The organism is Enterobacter sp. 18A13, from assembly GCF_007035975.1.
Taxonomy (GTDB): Bacteria; Pseudomonadota; Gammaproteobacteria; order Enterobacterales; family Enterobacteriaceae; genus Enterobacter; species Enterobacter vonholyi.
Genome location: NZ_AP019635.1, coordinates 83,879 through 101,960 on the forward strand (window position 1 = coordinate 83,879; position 18,082 = coordinate 101,960).

Consider the following 18,082-nt stretch of genomic DNA (forward strand, 5'->3'; position numbering starts at 1 on the left):
ACACACTAAAAAGGATAAAACAATGAAAGCGTTATTGATGACCTCGGCGTTGGTCGCCACTCTGGGCTTGAGTTCGCTGGCACATGCCGCTCAGCAAACCGTTTCTCTGGGGTATGCGCAGAGCAAGGTGCAGGACTTGCACAATATCAACGGGGTGAACCTCAAGTACCGCTATGAGTGGGATTCACCGGTCAGCGTTATCGGTTCATTCACTTATATGAATGGGAATGACAATGATTCCTACCTTCTGGCGCGCGATATCATCGAGAACAAGGTAGACATCAAATATTACTCGCTGTCTGTCGGCCCGGCTTACCGCTTTAACGAGTTTTTCAGCGTCTATGGCCTGCTGGGGTTCAATCGCAACAAAGTGGATTACAGCTCCTCCTGGACCAACTACGAATCCGGCTCTTATCGCTATATGGGCACGGAAACCGGCAACATCAACAAGACCTCGTTGATGTACGGTGTGGGTCTGCAGATTAACCCGATTGAAAATATGGCGGTGGATATCGGTTATGAAGGCTCCAGCCTGGATGACGGCAATAAATCTCATGCTATCAACGGCTTCAATATCGGGATCGGCTATCGCTTCTGATGCCAGACATCCCGGTTTTCGCCGGGATTAATGACCTGAAGCGACAGGTCACTATGCTGTCGCTTGAGGCCATTGGGGTAGATAAAAAAACTAACTTTTCACTTCCACATTTTCTGCAGGGACGTTGTTGTGAACAAGAATTTATACCGACTCATTTTCAACCAGGCGCGTGGCATGCTGATGGTGGTGCCCGATATCGCCGGGGCTGGCCGTGCGGGGGCTGCATCGTCGCCGTCGGGTACCGGTCATACCCTCAGCCAGATGATAGGTAAAGTTCATGGACTGAGTTTTGCGGTGCTACTGGCCCTGGGGGCTATACATCCGGTGCAGGCCAACATCGTGGCCGATGGCAGTGCACCGGGTAACCAGCAGCCGACCATTATCAGCAGTGCCAACGGCACGCCACAGGTCAATATCCAGACGCCAAGCGCAGAGGGCGTTTCGCGCAACGTCTACAGTCAGTTCGACATCGATAACAAGGGCGTGGTGCTCAATAACAGCCACCTCAACACCCAGACCCAGATCGCTGGCATGGTCACCGCCAACCCGTGGCTGGCAAAAGGCGAAGCCAAAGTCATTCTCAATGAAGTCAATGCCAGTAACCCAAGCCAGTTGAACGGTTTTATCGAAGTGGCCGGGCAGAAAGCGCAGGTGGTGATCGCCAACCCGGCAGGTATTACTTGTAGCGGCTGTGGATTTATCAACGCCAACCGCGCCACGCTCACCACCGGTCAGGCGCAGATGACCAACGGCCAACTGACCGGCTATAACGTCGAACGCGGTGAAATCGTCATACAGGGCAAGGGGCTGGACAGCAGCCTGCAGGATCATACCGATCTGATTGCGCGTTCGGTCAAAATCAATGCCGGGCTGTGGGCCAACGATCTGGCGGTGACCACCGGGCGCAACGAGGTGGATGCCGCACATCAAACTGTCGCAGCAAAGACCGCTGACGGCGACCCCCGTCCACAGGTGGCGGTGGATGTGTCACAACTGGGCGGCATGTACGCCAATAAAATCCGCCTGCTGGGCACCGAGGCCGGGGTGGGCGTGCACAATGCCGGGGCGCTCAATGCCATCGCTGGTGACGTGGTGGTCAATGCGGATGGGATGCTCACCAACAGCGGGGCGATTAACGCTTCTCAGGCCGTCCAGGTGACGACCACCGGGGATATCAATAACAGCGGCAAGCTGTACGCCGGGGCAGATACCCAGGTGCAGAGCCGCAGCGCACTGACCAACAGCGGCATTCTGGCCGCACAGGGCAACACCACACTTACCACAGCCAGCATTAACAGCACCGCACAAGGGGTGTTGGCAGCAGGGATGGCCAGCAATGGGAAACTCGGTAGCAGCGGTAACCTGACGCTCAACAGCCAGGGTCAGCTCAACGCCAACGGCCAGAACTCCGCAGCAGGGCAATTGTCCGCTACCGGCACCGCGCTGGATTTCAGCGGCAGCCAGACCTACGGCAACAACATCGTTCTCCAGGCCACGGTGGGTGATATCCGCACCGCCGGGGCCAATCTGGCGGCCACACAAACACTCTCTGCACGTACCGGCGGGATGCTCAATAACGACGGCGGTAAACTCAGTGCCGACCAGCTTTCCCTGACTGCCAATAGCTTGTCTAACCAGCAGGGTACCGTGCAGCAGCTCGGGCAGCAGGATCTGACGCTATCCCACGTCAGCAGCATCAACAACCGTGCAGGTACTATCGCCAGCAACAGTAAAAACCTGACGCTCAACACGGCGAATCTCAACAACCAGCAAGGCACCCTTGTGCATGCTGGTGACGGTGCGCTGATCATTCAGGCTACACAGATGAACGGTGATAAGGGCGCGGTACTGTCCAACGGCAGTCTGGCGCTCAGCGGTACCCAACTGCAACTGGATAACACCACCACCCAGGCGGGAAATATTACCCTTAATGCCGGTAGCCTGTCGCACCGTGGCGGGCAGATGACTCAGACCGGCAGCGGCACGTTGAACCTGAATGTTACCGACCTGCTCGACAATCAGGAAGGGGAAATCTTCTCCAACGGTGCGTTATCGCTGACGGCGGGAACCCTGAACAACCAGCAAGGCCAGCTGATTGCTGCCGACAAGCACGATGTAACGCTGACCCTGGACGGTGCGCTCTACAACCGCGATGGTCTGATTGCCGCCGATGGTCGTTTGATCTCGCTCAGCGGTGCGGTGGATAACACCGGTGGGCTGATGCAGGCGGGTTCCACCCTGAGTCTGAACAGTCGCGGAGCCGAGGTGCTGAACCGCAACAGCGGCGCACAGGGCGGCATTGTCAGCGCAGGTGATATGCAGCTTGCGACCGGCAACCTCGACAACCGCAACGGCCAGATTGCTGCCAGCACCCTGAATGCCCGGACCGGCACACTCAATAATGCCGCAGGCAAAATCCTGGCAGACAAGGGGCTGACGCTCAGCAGCGGCGTTCTCAACAACCAGGCGGGGAACATTCAGTCCGGTGCGGTACTGACGCTGAACACGCACGGCCAGACACTCGACAACTCGGCAGGTGGGTTGATCGGCGCAACTGGCGCGCTATCGCTTGCCAGCGGTGCAGTGGATAACCGTCAGGGCAAACTGGTGGGCGGTGGCGATACGTTACTGCGCACCGGCTTACTGGATAACCGGGGCGGCCAACTGGCTTCCCTCAGTAATCTGTCACTGTTTAACACCGGGCTCCTGAACGATGACGGCGGCTTGCTGCAAAGCGCTGCTGATTTGGCGATTGACACCCAGAGGGGGACCCTCATCAACACCCGCAGCGGTGACCAGGGGGGCATCACCAGCCAGGGTTCGCTGACGCTTAAAACCGCTGCGCTGGATAACCAGCAGGGTGTTCTGATCGGTAATCAGCAACTGACCCTGACCTCCGGGGCCGTCAATAACCAACAGGGCCAGATCGCTGCACTGGGCAGTATCAATGCCCTGACGCAGGCGCTGAATAACGCCTGGGGTACCTTGCAGTCCGGGCAGAATTTACAGTGGAATACTCAGGGGGACGGGCTGGATAACCAGCACGGCACCTTCAGTGCGCAGGGTGACCTGTCGCTGACCTCCGCAGATGCGAATAACCAGTATGGGCTGCTGGCTTCCGGCGGGGCGATGGCGCTCAATACCGCCGCGTTCGATAACAGCCTGCAGGGTAACCTGTTCAGTAAAGGGACACTGGATCTCACAGCCAGCAACATCAATAGCCAGCAGGGCCAGATCCAGGCGCTGGGTAATATGGCGCTTAACGCGGTTCAGTCCGTTATCGACAACAGGGCCGGGCTGATCCAGGGGGCACTGAAGGTCACCCTGAACGCTGCCACTATTCTCAACCAGAATACCCTCGGTGCACAAAATGGCATCCAGGGCGGCAGCCTGACGCTGAGTGCGCAGGATGTTGATAACAGCCAGGGTGCATTGCGCGTCGATGATGCGCTGACGCTTAATCTGAGCGGCAGCCTGAACAACACCTCGGGGCTGTTGAGTGCGCAGAATAGCCTGCACACCCTGGCCCAACAAGTCACCAATAGAGCCGGTGCCATGGAAGCGGGTCAGCAACTGAATCTCACCAGTGGTTCTCTGACCGGCGATGGCTCGCTGTTGTCGCTGGGGGACATGTCGCTCACGCTGGTGCAGGATTTCTTCAATACCGGGTCAGTCCAGGCAGGTCATGACCTGGGCTTGACCACCAAGGGTACTCTGACCAACCGGTCGCTGATCCAGGCGGGTAACAAACTTGATCTGGTCGCCACCAACCTGTTCAACAGTACCGCTGCGGAAATCAGCGCAGGTACCACGCAACTCACCGCCACCCAGACCCTGACCAACTATGGCTTGATTGACGGTTTTTATACCCGCCTCAACAGCACCGCCGTCAACAATATCGGCAGTGGCCGTATTTATGGCGATGCGTTAGCTATCCAGGCGGGAACCTTGAACAACCAGGCGGAGAACGGCCAGGCGGCGACGATTGCCGCGCGTCAGCGCCTGGATCTGGGGGGCGGCACCCTCAACAACTACGACCATGCGCTGATTTACAGCGACGGCTTTATGACGATTGGCGGGGCGCTGGATGGCAGCTATCAGGCCATCGGCCAGGGCGGGGTACTCAACAACCACAGTTCCACTATTGAATCTGCCGGGGATATGGCGCTCAATATCGCGCAAATCAACAACATCAATGACCATTTCTCGCTGGAAAGCGTGCTGGTTTCCCAGGAGCACGTTTCCGAGTACGAAGTGGCGCGTCTGAATAACGGCGTGCGCTATAACGACAAAGACTACACCATTTATATCTACAAGGACGAAGTCAATATCCTGTGTATCGAAGGGGTGATCTGCCACACCACCGACGGAGACCGTTTTACCCGCTACGACTACACCCGCACCATCACAGAAGATCGGGTGAAAGAGTCTGACCCTGCCAAAATCCTGGTCGGGGGCAATCTCAGCATCAATGCGGGCAGCGTGCTGAATGACAAGAGCCAGATCATCGCCGGTGGGGCACTGGCGCTCCAGGGCGGATCGCTGAATAACGTCGAGGTGGAGGCCAACCGCCAGATCAACGATGTGGGCACCGCTACCTACTATTCACGCCATCAGAGTAAAGGCGGAGACTCTTCCAATGTCGATGTGACCGCCTATAAACCACCGACGGTGATCCAGGCCATCACCCTGAAACCGAGTACGCTGGCAGAATACACCCAGAGCCAGGGCAGCAATCTGGTGATTGATGCCCAGCAGCAGGCCGATATTAATGGCGATATCCAGGGGGCAGTGGGCATTAATGCCACGCCAATTGCCGGGCCGGGCGCAGGTAACCTGTTGCCGGTGGTGCCGGGGGCGATTACTCTGCCAGCAGGCAAAACCTTCGAGGTGAACCTCGGGGACTCCGGTAAGGTGGTGCGTCTGGTGGGACCAAACACCCGCCTGCCGGACAACAGCCTGTTCCGGGTACGACCGGACAGCAGCCCGTATCTGGTGGAAACCGATCCGCGCTTCACGGACAAGAAACAGTGGCTGGGCTCGGATTACATGATGAACGCCTTCACCACCGATCCGAACAACGTGCTGAAACGCCTGGGGGATGGCTATTACGAGCAGCGGCTGATCCGTGAACAGGTGATCGCTCTGAGCGGTAACCGTTACCTCGACGGCTTCCAGAACGACGAAGAGCAGTACAAGGCCCTGATGAACAACGGGGTGGAGTTCGGCAAGAAATACAATCTGACGCTGGGTGTGGCGCTCACCGCTGAACAGATGGCCTTGCTGACGGGCGATATCGTCTGGATGGTGGCGCAGACCGTGCCCCTGCCGGACGGAAGTACCCGTCAGGTACTGGTGCCACAGGTGTATGCCTCCGTCAAGGCAGGGGATCTGGATGGCAGCGGCGCACTGCTTGCCGGAAAAACCATCGGCCTGAACCTGAGCGGCAATCTGACTAACAGTGGGCGCATCAACGGCCAGCAAAGTACGCAGATCCTGGCAGAAAACATCAGCAACCTGGGCGGCCTGATCCAGGGGAACGATGTCGCGCTGAAGGCGCGGACCGACATCAGTAATGTCGGTGGGGTGATCGCCGGGCAACAAAGCCTCACCGCAACCGCCGGGCGGGATATCAACGCCACCACCACCACCCGCAGCGCCAAGAGCGCCGGTGGCGATTTTGCACGCACTACGCTGGATCGCGTCGCCGGGCTATATGTGCAGCAGCCGGATGGTACGCTGGCATTGCAGGCAGGGCGCGATGTGAATCTGACGGCGGCGCAGATTGTGAATAGCGGGGAAGGCGGCAGCACCTCCATCACGGCAGGGCGTGATCTCAACCTCAATACGGTGACTACCGGCAGCACAGACAACCTCAACTGGGGCGACAACTGGCAGCACCACTCCAGCAGCCAGCAGGTCGGCAGTGAAATCGTCGGTGCAGGTAACGTGCAACTGGGAGCCGGACAAGATGTGAATATCACCGCAGGCAACGTCTCTGCCGGTGATAAGCTCAGTGTGGCGGCAGGTAACGATATCAACATTCAGCATGGCGTTGATACCAACACGCTGGACCAGCATTACAAGGCGACCGGCAGCAGCGGCATGCTCTCGAAAACCACCACCGAGTCGCGGGACACCATTAGCCAGCAGACTGTCAATGGCAGCCAGTTGAGCGGCGACACGGTGAGCATGCAGGCTGGACGTGATTTAACCGTCACGGGCAGCAGCGTGGCGGCTACGCAGGATGTCAATTTAACCGCCGGTAACAACCTGAACCTGCAGGCGGCGACCGAACAGCGCGATGAAACCCATATGCTGCAGGAGAAGAAAAGCGGCCTGTCCGGCACTGGCGGCATTGGCTTCAGCTACGGCACCAGTGACACCAAAACCACCGATGATGGCAAATCCCGGACCAGCGTCGGCAGCACGGTGGGCAGCACCCAGGGGAATGTCACGTTGAATGCGGGTAATAGCCTGACGGTACAGGGTTCTGATGTGCTGGCCGGAAAAGACATCAACCTGACCGGCAAGGAAGTTAATGTCCTTGCCGCAGAAAATCAGAGCACCCGGAAGCATGTGGTGGAGCAGAAGCAAAGTGGCCTGACGCTGGCGCTGTCCGGTACGGTGGGCAGTGCCGTGAGTTCTGCAGTATCGAGCGCCAGTGACGCCAGCAAGGAGAGTAACGGGCGTCTCGCTGCCTTGCAGGGGATGAAAGCGGCATTGAGCGGGGTACAGGCGGCGCAGGCGAATGAAGTGCACAACGCCGGAGATGAAAATACCAGCCTGGTGGGGCTGAACCTCTCCTGGGGCAGCCAGTCGTCAAAATCTGAGCAGACTACGGTGCAATCGCAAAGCCAGGGCAGCACCCTGACCGCAGGCAACAATCTGAACATCCGCTCGACCGGCACCGATATCAATGTCCAGGGCAGCCAGTTGCAGGCCGGGAAGGATATCAACCTCAATGCGGCGCGGGACGTCAATCTGCTTTCAGCCCGGAACACCCAGACGGTGGATGGCAGGAGCGAAAGCCAGGGTGGCTCGGTGGGTGTGGGTGTGAACTTCGGCCAGGGCAAGAACGGCCTGACGCTGAATGCCAGCGTGAACAAGGGAAAAGGTTCGGAAAGCGGCAATATGCTGACCCATACCGAGACCACGCTGAACGCCGGTAACAACCTCAATATCACCAGCGGCCGCGACACCACCCTCACAGGAGCACAGGTGAGCGGTGAGAAGGTGACGATGGATGTGGGCCGCAACCTGACCTTAACCAGTGAGCGCGACAGCGACAACTACGACTCGAAGCAGCAGAACGCCAGCGCAGGCGGTAGCGTCGGTTTCGGTTCTGCCAGTGGTTCGGTCAATCTGAGCCGTGACAGGATGCACTCCACTTACGATGCGGTGCAGGAGCAGACCGGGGTGTTCGCCGGAAAAGGTGGCTTCGACATTACCGTGGGTGAGCATACCCAACTCAACGGGGCAGTTATCGGCTCTACCGCCACAGCGGACAAGAATAAACTGGATACCGGTACGCTGGGTTTCAGCAACATCGAGAACAAGGCCAGGTACGACGTTGAGCATCAGAGTGTGGGTATCAGCTCGGGTGGTAGCATCGGCGGGCAGTTCGCGGGGAATATGGCGAATGGTCTCCTGACCGGGGTGAATGGCAGCGGCAGCGCCAGTTCAACAACCCAGTCGGCAGTCAGTGATGGCACCATCACCATTCGTGACCAGGCCAACCAGAAGCAAGACGTGGCTGGGCTGAGCCGTGATGTCGAGAATGCGAATCCGGGTCTGAACAAAATCTTTGATAAAGAGAAAGAACAGAACCGGTTAAGGGAAGCACAGTTGATCGGTGAGATCGGTAGCCAGGCGGCAGATATTGCCCGGACGCAGGGGGATATCAACGGGCTGAAAGCGGCGAAAGAGAAGTACCCGGACAAGACAACTGAGCAACTTCGTGAAACCAAAGAGTATAAAGATGCCATGAAGCAATATGGCACCGGTAGTGCACTACAGCAAGGTATCCAGGCGGCAACGGCGGCCATTCAGGGGCTTGCAGGCGGTGATATGGCTAAAGCCCTGGCGGGAGCCAGTGCACCGTATCTGGCGGAAGTCATCCACAATATGACCACCAGTGCGGACGGCAAGATAGTGAACACCGAGGCCAACCTGATGGCCCACGCGGTTCTCGGTGCGGTGACAGCTGCGGTCAATGGCAACAGTGCATTGGCTGGAGCCAGCGGCGCAGTGATGGGGGAATTTATCGCCCAACAGATGTACCCCGGTATCGACCGCAACGACTTGACGGAAGAACAACGTCAGACCATCAGTGCGCTGGGTACCCTGGCGGCAGGACTGGTTGGTGGCGTAGTGGGTGATAGCAGTGCTAATGTTGTTGCGGGGGCACTGGCGGGTAAGAACGCTGTTGAGAATAACGCGCTCAGCTTTGGTGATGGTTTTGAAAGCAATGCTGCGGCGGCTACATCATGGAACAAGTACGCGGTGGACAATAATCTGACACCGGAACAAAAGCAGGCCGGGCTGGATAAGATAGCGAAAGGAGATATGCCGGACAGCACCAATATCACGAAAGTGATCGTGGATGGCTACCAGGATGGTGTGATGATTGCCGGGGCATGGTATCTGGGGCCTGCTGCGTCAGCAGGTAAAGTTCTTGGTGGCGGGCTTCTTGGACTGGTGGCCAATAGTGGTTATCAGGTCTATGATTTAAACCAGCCGCAGAATGCGAATAAGTCGTGGGACTATCTGGGAAGCGCGACCTCATTTACAACAGGCATGATGGCTCCCGGTCGTGGTGTCCTTGCGAACACAGGTATCGCAATGGGGGGGGCATTCTTTACGGATGGTCCAAATACAGCTTCATTGGCTGGTGCTGGCATCGGGGCCGGAGTTGGTGGGGCTTTTGGTAAATATGTGCCAGGCATTGTAGATTCAGTTACAGGCAAAGAAGTTCCGGGATTTATATTCGATGCGACAGGTTCTTTTGGTAGTGAGTTTTTAGGTGGGTATATAAAAAATGCAAGTAATAGTAGTCAGCCTGCTTCTACTGAGAAGAAGGAGGTAGGAAAATGATTGCTTATTTTGTGTTATTCATATATTCATGCGTCTTTTGCATCATCCTCGGTTTTCTTTTAATGGGAGGAGGTGGTTTATTTATCTATCTAACAAAAGGATACCTTTTTTTCCCTGCATCCGAAGTGATAAGAGTTTTTGTGTTTGGGTGTATAGCTGGCTCTGCGATTACACTGGCCACAATAGTATTTAATCTGATGGATAAGTTTAACGCTCGTAAAAAACCACCTTCAGATCCTGAGTAAAATCAGCGACAAGCCCCACCATTGTGATTGGGGCTATTTAAATAAAAAATGTTATCATCATAACATGAATGAAAATGGAACAAAAATGGAATGCATAAAATGTAGGGGTTTTGAAGCAAATAAAGAGTCTGGCTTGTGTGATGATTGCGAAAAAGAAGAATTGTGTAAAATTAATGGGTTGCTGTACCTTCCTGCTCTGGGGCTTATCCTGGGGGTTATTGGTGGTGCTATTGTGCTTTACAATTTCACCATGACCGTATTCAATTATTTCAATGAAACTGGCTTTTTATCTTATTACGCTATGGGAGCATTTACGTTTCTGGCATGTGGATTTCTTGTTTCCCTTTATGCAATGTGGTTCTTTTTTAGACGCAAGAAAGGAACTCGAAAAGCCATGATTGCTTATTATGTAACAAAATTGATTGTTGCTCTCTATCTTACTGTATTGCCAGCTATTCTTTTTGACGCACAGCAGGATTCAGATAATATTAGATTGTTAGTGAGTGGATTGTTTGGTGTTGTTATATGGATACCTTATTTTATTTTTTCCAAAAGAATTAATATGGTTTTTTGTCGGTAACTATGTCTAATTAATGACTTTGTTGTTGAGAATAACGCGCTTGGAAGTATTTTAGCTGCCGCAAACGCGAATAAACCAGGTACAACAGAAAACTACGCGTCAGGTACTCAGGCAGCAATTAAAGAGGCTTGTAGTGGAAATACTCCAGTATCCTGTGAAACGGCAATGGCAGCGGTAGGAAGCGCTCTTGCCTGGCCGTTATTGCCCGAGATGGCTGCTACCACTAGTCTGATCGGTGCGAGTGCAAATGCTGGTGTAGGCTTACTGATTAATGGTGAAGTGAATCCGAATGATGTAATCCTTGGTTACTGGACAGGTGCATTGACAGCAGGAACTGGTTTATGGGGCACAATGGCGGTGAATGCTGGTAGTGGAGCCACGTCAAGTTATCTTAAAGGTGATGATCCGCTGAAAGGCGGAGCGATCAGTGGTGTTGCGTCCGGTTTTGGTTATGGTGCCGCTAAACTTGTTGAGGTTCCGTTTGATAAGCTCCTTAACCCAATGAAACCATGGAAAGATTGGCTCTGGACGGATGTCGGAATGGGGATATCGAAGCCTTTACAGTTAGAGCCATTACCTGGGGTTGCTGGAAATATATTTGGTTCAGGTACAACTGAAGTCTCTAATGATCAAGCAGGTAAATGGGTTAAAGATCATTCGGAGAGCAAAAAATGAGGTCTAGCAAATTTAAATACTTATTTGTTTTTTTATATCTCAACTTAGCCTTAATGCTTATTTTCCCATTATGGTTCATGCTTGTGCAAGTTGGAACTGAATTATGTTACTCGCTGTATTATAGTGGGGAGTTTAGTTTCTCAAATATTCATTTTAATAAAACAATAAAAGCGGGTGTATTCTGTGGAGGACTTGCAGGTTCAGGTTGTTGGTGTATCTATTACCAGCACTACAGGAAAAACAAGAACAGATAGGATACAAATCCTAGACCTTGCGGCTGGGGTTAAGTTGAGAATAACGCGCTTGGAAGTATTTTAGCTGCCGCAAACGCGAATAAACCAGGTACAACAGAAAACTACGCGTCAGGTACTCAGGCAGCAATTAAAGAGGCTTGTAGTGGAAATACTCCAGTATCCTGTGAAACGGCAATGGCAGCGGTAGGAAGCGCTCTTGCCTGGCCGTTATTGCCCGAGATGGCTGCTACCACTAGTCTGATCGGTGCGAGTGCAAATGCTGGTGTAGGCTTACTGATTAATGGTGAAGTGAATCCGAATGATGTAATCCTTGGTTACTGGACAGGTGCATTGACAGCAGGAACTGGGTTATGGGGCACAATGGCGGTGAATGCTGGTAGTGGAGCGACATCAAGTTACCTTAAAGGTGATGACCCGTGGAAAGGTGGAGCAATCAGCGGCATAGCATCTGGGTTGGGTTATGGCGCAGGTAAATTGGTTGAATTGCCATTTGATAAAGTCCTTAATCCAATGAAACCATGGAAAGACTGGATCTGGACAGATGTCGGGATGGGAATATCAAAACCACTGCCGATTAATCCAGTGCCCGGCGTTGCTGGCAACATAACTGGTTCAGTCACAACAGAGTATGGCAATGATCAAGCAGGAAAAGCAACGGAGGGGCAGAAATGAAAGTTTCACTCTCAAAATGGCTTTTGATCTTACTCTACTTAGTAATTGCTTTACCTATTGGAATATTTATTACAACGGTTGCCACTCAAGTTGTAATAAAATTGTTTTATTTTATTACTAGCGGATTGTCTGTGGATTTATTATCCATCGATTATGTGAAAATTTTGAAAGGCAGCGTTGTTGGTGGTGTTATTGGAGCTATAGGTTGCTGGTTTGTGTACTACCAGCACTATAGGAAAAACAGACGCAAATAACGCTATCGGAGTGAGTTGTTGTTGAGAATAACGCGCTCAGCTTCGGTGATGGTTTTGAAAGCAATGCTGCGGCGGCTACATCATGGAACAAGTACGCGGTGGACAATAATCTGACACCGGAACAAAAGCAGGCCGGGCTGGATAAGATAGCGAAAGGTGATATGCCGGACAGCACCAATATCACGAAAGTGATCGTGGATGGCTACCAGGATGGTGTGATGATTGCCGGGGCATGGTATCTGGGGCCTGCTGCGTCAGCAGGTAAAGTTCTTGGTGGCGGGCTTCTTGGACTGGCGGCCAATAGTGGTTATCAGGTCTATGATTTAAACCAGCCGCAGAATGCGAATAAGTCGTGGGACTATCTGGGAAGCGCGACCTCATTTACAACAGGCATGATGGCTCCCGGTCGTGGTGTCCTTGCGAACACAGGTATCGCAATGGGTAGGGCATTCTTTACTGATGGTCCAAATACAGTGTCACTGGCCGGGGCTGGTATTGGTGCTGGTCTGGGTGGGGCATTTGGGAAGTATGCGCCAGTTGGCGTAGATAAAGTATTAAACGGGAATAACATTCCTGATTTTGTTTATGATGCTATCGGAGGTGTTGGTAGTGAGTTTATTAACGGATTCTCGAAAGAAGCATTAAACAATCCATCTGAAGAAAAATCAGGGGCTAAAAAATGATTAGTTACTTGAAGCTATTCATCTATGCCTGTGTTTTCTCTATCGGAGTTTGTTTGGTACTGGGTGCAGGGGTAGCATCATTAATTTATTTCAGTAAGGGATATTGGTTTTTCCCTTTACATCAAATCAAAAGAGCTTTGGTTTTTGGAACAATTGCAGGCACGGCGATAACAGTTGCCGCTGTCGTTTTTAAACTAATTGATGTATTTAACGCTCGTAAAAAGACGCCATCAGATCCTAAAGAATAAAATTAATCCCGCCCTTTCGCTGGCGGGATTTTTGCTCACTAATTACTGAATCCTGCCCGGCGGACAATTTTGTCTAAACCTGCTTCTTAACTTCAAAGTCCCACACACCTCGCAAGATTGCATCTTGCCTGGTTTTTCTTTGAAATCATGCTGTTATAGTTTTTTTAAGACTGCAAAGTCATTTGCATCATTGATGCATAGAGTATATATATACTCTATGCAGAGTATAATTAGAGTATATATATACTCTTTTTATACTATACATTTAAAATCAATTATATAGATAGAGTGCACTCTAGAGTATACTCTGGTTTTCCGAGGGGGTGTACTCGTTACTATACTCTGCAAAAATAAATGATATACTCTGAACATACTATGGATAATTTTCCGAATTTATATTTTAATAAGATTCTAAATCTGTAAGGAAAAGCAAAGAATGCCACGGATACAAACATTTGTCAGTAATCAGGTCAGGGAAGAAATAGATGCGATTATTACTGAGCGCAGGCAGGAAGGAGCAACGGAGACTGATGCAACAGTTTCGTCAATAACTTCCATGTTAGTAGAGCTAGGGCTCAGAGTTTATCGTATTCAGAGAGAAAGGAAGGAAGGCGGTTTTAACCAGATGGAGTACAACAAGGTTATGCTGGACAGTTTGGTTAGAGTCAGGGCTATGTGTAGTGAAATTATGAGAATGAATATGCTTAGTGAGGAGTCTGTAGCTAGTGGTAAATTTGACGGACAAACTATTAAGCTATTTATTGATAAGGTTGCTAAAGAAAATGTTGGAATTTTCTTTCCGGATGATGAAGGTTAAGGTTAATAGAATGGAAAGTCCATTGTCAGTTATTGACAATGGACTATGGTATTTATTTTATGATGGCTTTAGATATTACAGAAAGAAGTTCCTCTGAATGCACAGGTTTTGAAATAACTTTAGTGTTCATTACTTTAAATTTTTCTGCGTAAGCACTTATGAAAACGAAGGGGGTTCTCATGTTAGGGCCTTCATTATCTCTTATATGTTTAAGTAATTGATCGCCGGTAATGACTGGCATTTGCAAATCACATAAAATTATATCATATGGTTTTCTTGCAAGCTTTTCTAGTGCTCGAGTAGGGGAGGTTGATGTTTCACATATATGGTCATAGGTTGATAACATTTCAGCTATTGTAAAACATGATAGTTCATTATCATCTATAACAATGATGTTTAGGTTGGCTGGCACTGGATAATCTATTTGTTTAAGTGAAGTGTTTTGAAGATCAACTGATTGTTCAACAATGACTGGTAATTTTACAATCAACTCACTGCCTATCCCCTCTTCACTTTTTACTTCAATTTCGCCTTTTAAGGCTTTCACAAGCCCGTCAACAATTGCAAGACCCATTCCGAAGCTAGGAATTTTAACTTCACAGGGCGATAACATCGACAGGATAATGGAGTCGTTTGAAGGCTTTTCGGATCAGAGACATGACTGGTTACTTGAGAAAATAAGGGGGATTTTGCCAGCCCCCTCCCTTAATGCAACAGAACCTATGTTATTACTCCACTCGATAGAAGAGCTTCGACACAATTTGCCACTGCCCGTCAACTTTCATAAGATTCAAATAATCGATCATAATATTGTCGAACAAACGTAAGCGGACCTTAGCCAGTGCCATATCCGATGCCAGAACATCGATCATTAACACTTCATCAGAACGTGGAAATCCACCTTCTTCCGGTGATTTTCGTCCTTTAACCATTTTCCGGTATTCGGATAATGGACGTACTATTGTGTTACCTTGTTGCTGTGAATAGAGCACACAATCACGGTGGAACACCCGATCAAATAGCGATAGATCCTGATGTTGAAGCACATCAAAGTATGAACCAAGAAACTCCTGAATTTCTTTAATAACCATTTATATAATTCCTCTGACATGAAAGAATTGCAATGCCACCAAAGTATAGCTTTGCGGCCTAGAACTATGTGTGACATATTTTCTTTTACGCGGTTAGGAAAACTAACATGAAATCAAAACTCCCTCCTTTAACGGCACTTCGTGCCTTCGTTGCTTTAGCACGTCTGGGCTCGGTTGGTGCTGTTGCTGATGAATTACATGTGACACACAGTGCGATCAGTCACCAGATGCACGCCCTTGAAAATTATCTTGGTATATCACTGGTAAACCGTACCGGCCGCCGGACTATCCTCACTGATGAGGGGCGAGTTTATGCGTACCAGATTAGTCAAGCACTGGAGAATATTGTCTCTGCCACCGAGCACCTTCGATACCAAGTAGGTAGCCAGTATTTGAGGATATCTGTCTTACCCTCCTTTGCCATGCACTGGTTAGTACCTAGGTTGTCTGACTGGCTAGCCTGCAACCCCACTATTACTCTCAATCTTGAGGCGTCGACGGATCTGACCGACTTTGATACTGGGCCAGCAGATTGTGCAATTCGCTTCGGACACGGTGAATGGCCAAATATGCATATCCACCGACTTATGGGGGATTCATTGTTGCTGGTTGCTGCTCCGCGGCTATTCTCTACTGGTGGGCTGCAAACTGTGGAAGAAGTCCTTGCATTTCCTAGGTTACAAGCCACCGAGAGTTGGTCAACATGGTTGTCCGGAAGAACAGAGGCGTGTACGTTTGACGCCCTCCCACCTTCATTACTTTTCAGCGATTCGACACACATGCTGGAAGCTGCAAGAACAGGAATGGGCATAGCACTCACCCGCCGCTCAATTGCTTCAGGTCTGCTAGAACGTGGAGAACTTGTTCAGGTAACAGCTATCGAAGCTACACACACATTCAGCTACTATCTAGTCTGGCCTCACCGCTCACACAATTGGGGCACTCTGGAGCGTTTTTCTAAATGGCTTGACGATCAGGCAAAGAATTTTGTGGACCACTTCACTGCGGCAAACGACTGAATAGCCAAGGTATCTGAAATTTCTTTTTCCCATTGAGGCACCAGTTAGAGAATCCAAACAGAGAAACGGCTGGCAGAGCTGGAAAACCGTCTGGAGGCGGTCAAAAACTGCCTGAACGACGACAAACCGGTCCTGGATGCGCCAACAGATGCTGAGGTTGCGCCACAAACGACGCCAGGAAAAACCGCCCGCAACACCACCCGAAAACCGCTGCCAGCCGACCTGCCACGGGAAACGCAGACTCTCCTGCCAGCGGACAGCGTCTGCCCGTCCTGTGGTGGAGAACTGAAGGTGATGGGAGAAACTCTCTCTGAACAACTGGAAATCATCAATACCGCCTTTAAAGTTATCGAAACGGTCCGGCCAAAACTGGCGTGCAGCCGGTGCGACGTGATCGTGCAGGCACCGCTCCCGGCCAAACCAGTAGAAGGCAGTCGTGTGGGCAGCAGCGTGCTGGCCCGTATCCTGGTTGGAAAATATGCAGAACACATGCATCGCCAGTTGCGCCGGTGTCAGGAACACTTTGCCATCGCGGGCTGACGGCCAGGCGAAGCGGCCGCGCTCCAGCCGTTTGGTCAGCAGGCACAGCCCGTCACCGGTAGACCACAGCAGTTTGATCTGATTGCCGCTGCGGCCCCGGAAGATGAAGACGTGGCCGGACATCGGATCGTCTTTCAGCGTCGTCTGCACCTTTGCAGCGAGACCATTGAAGCCGTTACGCATGTCGGTGATACCGGCAACCAGCCATATTTTGGTGCCTGTTGGTAACGGGATCACCGTTTGAGCTCCTGTATCAGCAGGGTCAGGAGCTTTTCGCTGACAGTGCCATTGAGACGGAGCGTTCCGTGCCGGAACGTTACCTCACAGCTGATACTGAGGGTTTCCGGGGCCTCCACGAGTGGCTCTGACTGTACGGCAGCTGCATCGAGAGTCACAGGAAGTACGGCGCTTGTCCGGGCAAAAAGGCGCGGTGTGGATGTGGCCGTGGTGCTGGACTGGAAATCAAATGCCGGAAAGAACAACAACGCGAGTAAGGCCGCGATGAACCTTCTGGCTGGTGCGGGCATTCCGGTTCGTACAGTCAGTACTTACAAAATTCTCCATGACAAAGTGATCGTCGCTGACGGGCGCAACACCCAGGTCGGCTCCTTTAACTTCGTGCGACACGTACACGCCTAACAAACGTGACTGTCTGATTTATCATTGTTAAACCAATAGCTTATTGAGCATTGTTAGTTAACCAGTTGTGCGACCAACTGTAGCCTAAGAGGACAGGCAGTGCTGGTAACGGAACTGTCTGGAGCTCCTCTGACAACGTACTCCCCTGGCAGGGTGCCTCATCATTGTGAAATGTGGGGCAGAAGCTCTCAGCCGAAAGAGGGCCAAGAGGCAAGGCTGGTCGGTATGGGCAACATGAGTGAATTGCTGATAAATGTCGTCAACGAAGAAGATGCCAAACGGCTGACAGGCATTAACCAAAAGGTAAAGGTGGCTGGATGTTTCATTGTAGTTTTGGGACACGTCGCCAGAACAGCCCCCGGCAGATAGGCAAGCCCATCAGAAACGTGGTAAGCCCGTATTGCTGCCCTAAGGGCAGGCAAATCGTAAGAGACGCTGTTGGCAGTGCGGGTAGAGGAGGATGGAAAAAGCGAATGCGTGACTGTAATGGTGACGATAGGGGTTCAGACTTTGCCCTGACGCTAAAGCGTGCCCACTTCCATCTGGTCTTTCATTGCAAAACTATTGGTTAACTTCTCAAATAAGGGAGAGCAGCATGGTAGCGTCCGTCAAAACATACGGATTGAACCGCACCGGGTTTCCGGGAGACTAAACTCTCAGTGAAAAAGGAG

The 18,082-nt window shown here is 51.6% G+C and carries 13 protein-coding genes and 3 pseudogenes; 13 read left to right on the forward strand and 3 right to left on the reverse strand.

Translation table 11 applies throughout. From position 1 onward, the window contains the following. The first annotated feature begins 22 nt into the window (after positions 1-22). The 10 genes from FOY93_RS23050 (at position 23) to traM (ending at position 14,122) form a co-directional block, all read left to right on the forward strand. A complete protein-coding gene (locus tag FOY93_RS23050) occupies positions 23-598 on the forward strand; it encodes an Ail/Lom family outer membrane beta-barrel protein (RefSeq protein ID WP_143345805.1) in 576 nt (191 codons plus the stop codon). A gap of 129 nt (positions 599-727) precedes the next feature. Beyond that, positions 728-9,694 carry a hemagglutinin repeat-containing protein gene (locus tag FOY93_RS23055; protein ID WP_143345806.1) on the forward strand — a complete coding sequence of 2,989 codons (8,967 nt, stop codon included), beginning with the start codon at positions 728-730 and terminating at the stop codon, positions 9,692-9,694. Continuing rightward, positions 9,691-9,939, forward strand: a complete 249-nt coding sequence (locus FOY93_RS23060) for a hypothetical protein (RefSeq protein WP_143345807.1) — start codon at positions 9,691-9,693, stop codon at positions 9,937-9,939. The genes FOY93_RS23055 and FOY93_RS23060 overlap by 4 nt, the downstream gene beginning before the upstream one ends. Positions 9,940-10,024: 85 nt before the next feature. Continuing rightward, positions 10,025-10,519 (forward strand): DUF2569 domain-containing protein, encoded by a 495-nt coding sequence (locus FOY93_RS23065; protein WP_143345808.1) that lies wholly within the window; start codon positions 10,025-10,027, stop codon positions 10,517-10,519. Positions 10,520-10,684: 165 nt separating this feature from the next. Continuing rightward, a complete protein-coding gene (locus FOY93_RS23070; RefSeq protein WP_223605385.1) occupies positions 10,685-11,194 on the forward strand; it encodes an adhesin in 510 nt (169 codons plus the stop codon). Positions 11,195-11,622: 428 nt separating this feature from the next. Further along, the gene (locus FOY93_RS23075) at positions 11,623-12,120 is read left to right on the forward strand and encodes an adhesin (RefSeq protein ID WP_223540632.1); all 498 of its coding nucleotides are present in this window, start codon (positions 11,623-11,625) and stop codon (positions 12,118-12,120) included. Then, on the forward strand, positions 12,117-12,374 hold the full coding sequence (locus FOY93_RS23080) for a hypothetical protein (protein ID WP_143345809.1): 258 nt from the start codon (positions 12,117-12,119) through the stop codon (positions 12,372-12,374). The genes FOY93_RS23075 and FOY93_RS23080 overlap by 4 nt, the downstream gene beginning before the upstream one ends. Before the next feature lie 98 nt (positions 12,375-12,472). After that, entirely contained in the window at positions 12,473-13,057 is a 585-nt protein-coding gene (locus FOY93_RS23085) for an adhesin (RefSeq protein WP_143345810.1), read from the forward strand. Continuing rightward, entirely contained in the window at positions 13,054-13,305 is a 252-nt protein-coding gene (locus tag FOY93_RS23090; protein ID WP_143345811.1) for a hypothetical protein, read from the forward strand. The genes FOY93_RS23085 and FOY93_RS23090 overlap by 4 nt, the downstream gene beginning before the upstream one ends. A gap of 436 nt (positions 13,306-13,741) precedes the next feature. Next, entirely contained in the window at positions 13,742-14,122 is a 381-nt protein-coding gene (traM, locus tag FOY93_RS23095; protein ID WP_123061013.1) for a conjugal transfer relaxosome DNA-binding protein TraM, read from the forward strand. A gap of 52 nt (positions 14,123-14,174) precedes the next feature. Here traM and FOY93_RS23100 read toward each other — a convergent pair whose 3' ends face one another. Both FOY93_RS23100 and FOY93_RS23105 read right to left on the reverse strand, forming a co-directional pair. Continuing rightward, on the reverse strand, positions 14,175-14,696 hold the full coding sequence (locus FOY93_RS23100; RefSeq protein WP_172621951.1) for a response regulator: 522 nt from the start codon (positions 14,694-14,696) through the stop codon (positions 14,175-14,177). Between the two features lie 154 nt (positions 14,697-14,850). Then, complete coding sequence (locus FOY93_RS23105) at positions 14,851-15,213, reverse strand: nuclear transport factor 2 family protein (RefSeq protein ID WP_143345813.1); 363 nt, start codon at positions 15,211-15,213, stop codon at positions 14,851-14,853. Between the two features lie 107 nt (positions 15,214-15,320). Between FOY93_RS23105 and FOY93_RS23110 the strand changes: the two genes are divergently transcribed. Beyond that, positions 15,321-16,232: a LysR substrate-binding domain-containing protein gene (locus tag FOY93_RS23110; RefSeq protein WP_143345814.1), complete on the forward strand. Its 912-nt coding sequence runs from the start codon at positions 15,321-15,323 to the stop codon at positions 16,230-16,232. Positions 16,233-16,286: 54 nt separating this feature from the next. Continuing rightward, positions 16,287-16,769: pseudogene (locus tag FOY93_RS23840) on the forward strand (transposase domain-containing protein); the annotation flags it as partial. Here FOY93_RS23840 and tnpB read toward each other — a convergent pair. Beyond that, a pseudogene (tnpB, locus tag FOY93_RS23845) lies at positions 16,725-17,009 on the reverse strand (IS66 family insertion sequence element accessory protein TnpB); the annotation flags it as partial. The pseudogenes FOY93_RS23840 and tnpB sit on opposite strands and share 45 nt — an antisense overlap. A gap of 168 nt (positions 17,010-17,177) precedes the next feature. On the opposite strand from tnpB, the pseudogene FOY93_RS23850 reads away from it, so the two are divergent. Then, a pseudogene (locus FOY93_RS23850) lies at positions 17,178-17,396 on the forward strand (phospholipase D-like domain-containing protein); the annotation flags it as partial. Positions 17,397-18,082: the final 686 nt, after the last annotated feature.

Coding starts and splice junctions, on each gene's coding strand:
- FOY93_RS23080 (WP_143345809.1), top strand. CDS start 12,117: ATGAAAGTTTCACTCTCAAAATGGCTTTTGATCTTACTCTACTTAGTA.
- FOY93_RS23060 (WP_143345807.1), top strand. CDS start 9,691: ATGATTGCTTATTTTGTGTTATTCATATATTCATGCGTCTTTTGCATC.
- FOY93_RS23050 (WP_143345805.1), top strand. CDS start 23: ATGAAAGCGTTATTGATGACCTCGGCGTTGGTCGCCACTCTGGGCTTG.
- FOY93_RS23100 (WP_172621951.1), bottom strand. CDS start 14,696: ATGGGTCTTGCAATTGTTGACGGGCTTGTGAAAGCCTTAAAAGGCGAA.
- FOY93_RS23065 (WP_143345808.1), top strand. CDS start 10,025: ATGGAATGCATAAAATGTAGGGGTTTTGAAGCAAATAAAGAGTCTGGC.
- FOY93_RS23110 (WP_143345814.1), top strand. CDS start 15,321: ATGAAATCAAAACTCCCTCCTTTAACGGCACTTCGTGCCTTCGTTGCT.
- FOY93_RS23070 (WP_223605385.1), top strand. CDS start 10,685: ATGGCAGCGGTAGGAAGCGCTCTTGCCTGGCCGTTATTGCCCGAGATG.
- traM (WP_123061013.1), top strand. CDS start 13,742: ATGCCACGGATACAAACATTTGTCAGTAATCAGGTCAGGGAAGAAATA.
- FOY93_RS23105 (WP_143345813.1), bottom strand. CDS start 15,213: ATGGTTATTAAAGAAATTCAGGAGTTTCTTGGTTCATACTTTGATGTG.
- FOY93_RS23090 (WP_143345811.1), top strand. CDS start 13,054: ATGATTAGTTACTTGAAGCTATTCATCTATGCCTGTGTTTTCTCTATC.
- FOY93_RS23075 (WP_223540632.1), top strand. CDS start 11,623: ATGGCAGCGGTAGGAAGCGCTCTTGCCTGGCCGTTATTGCCCGAGATG.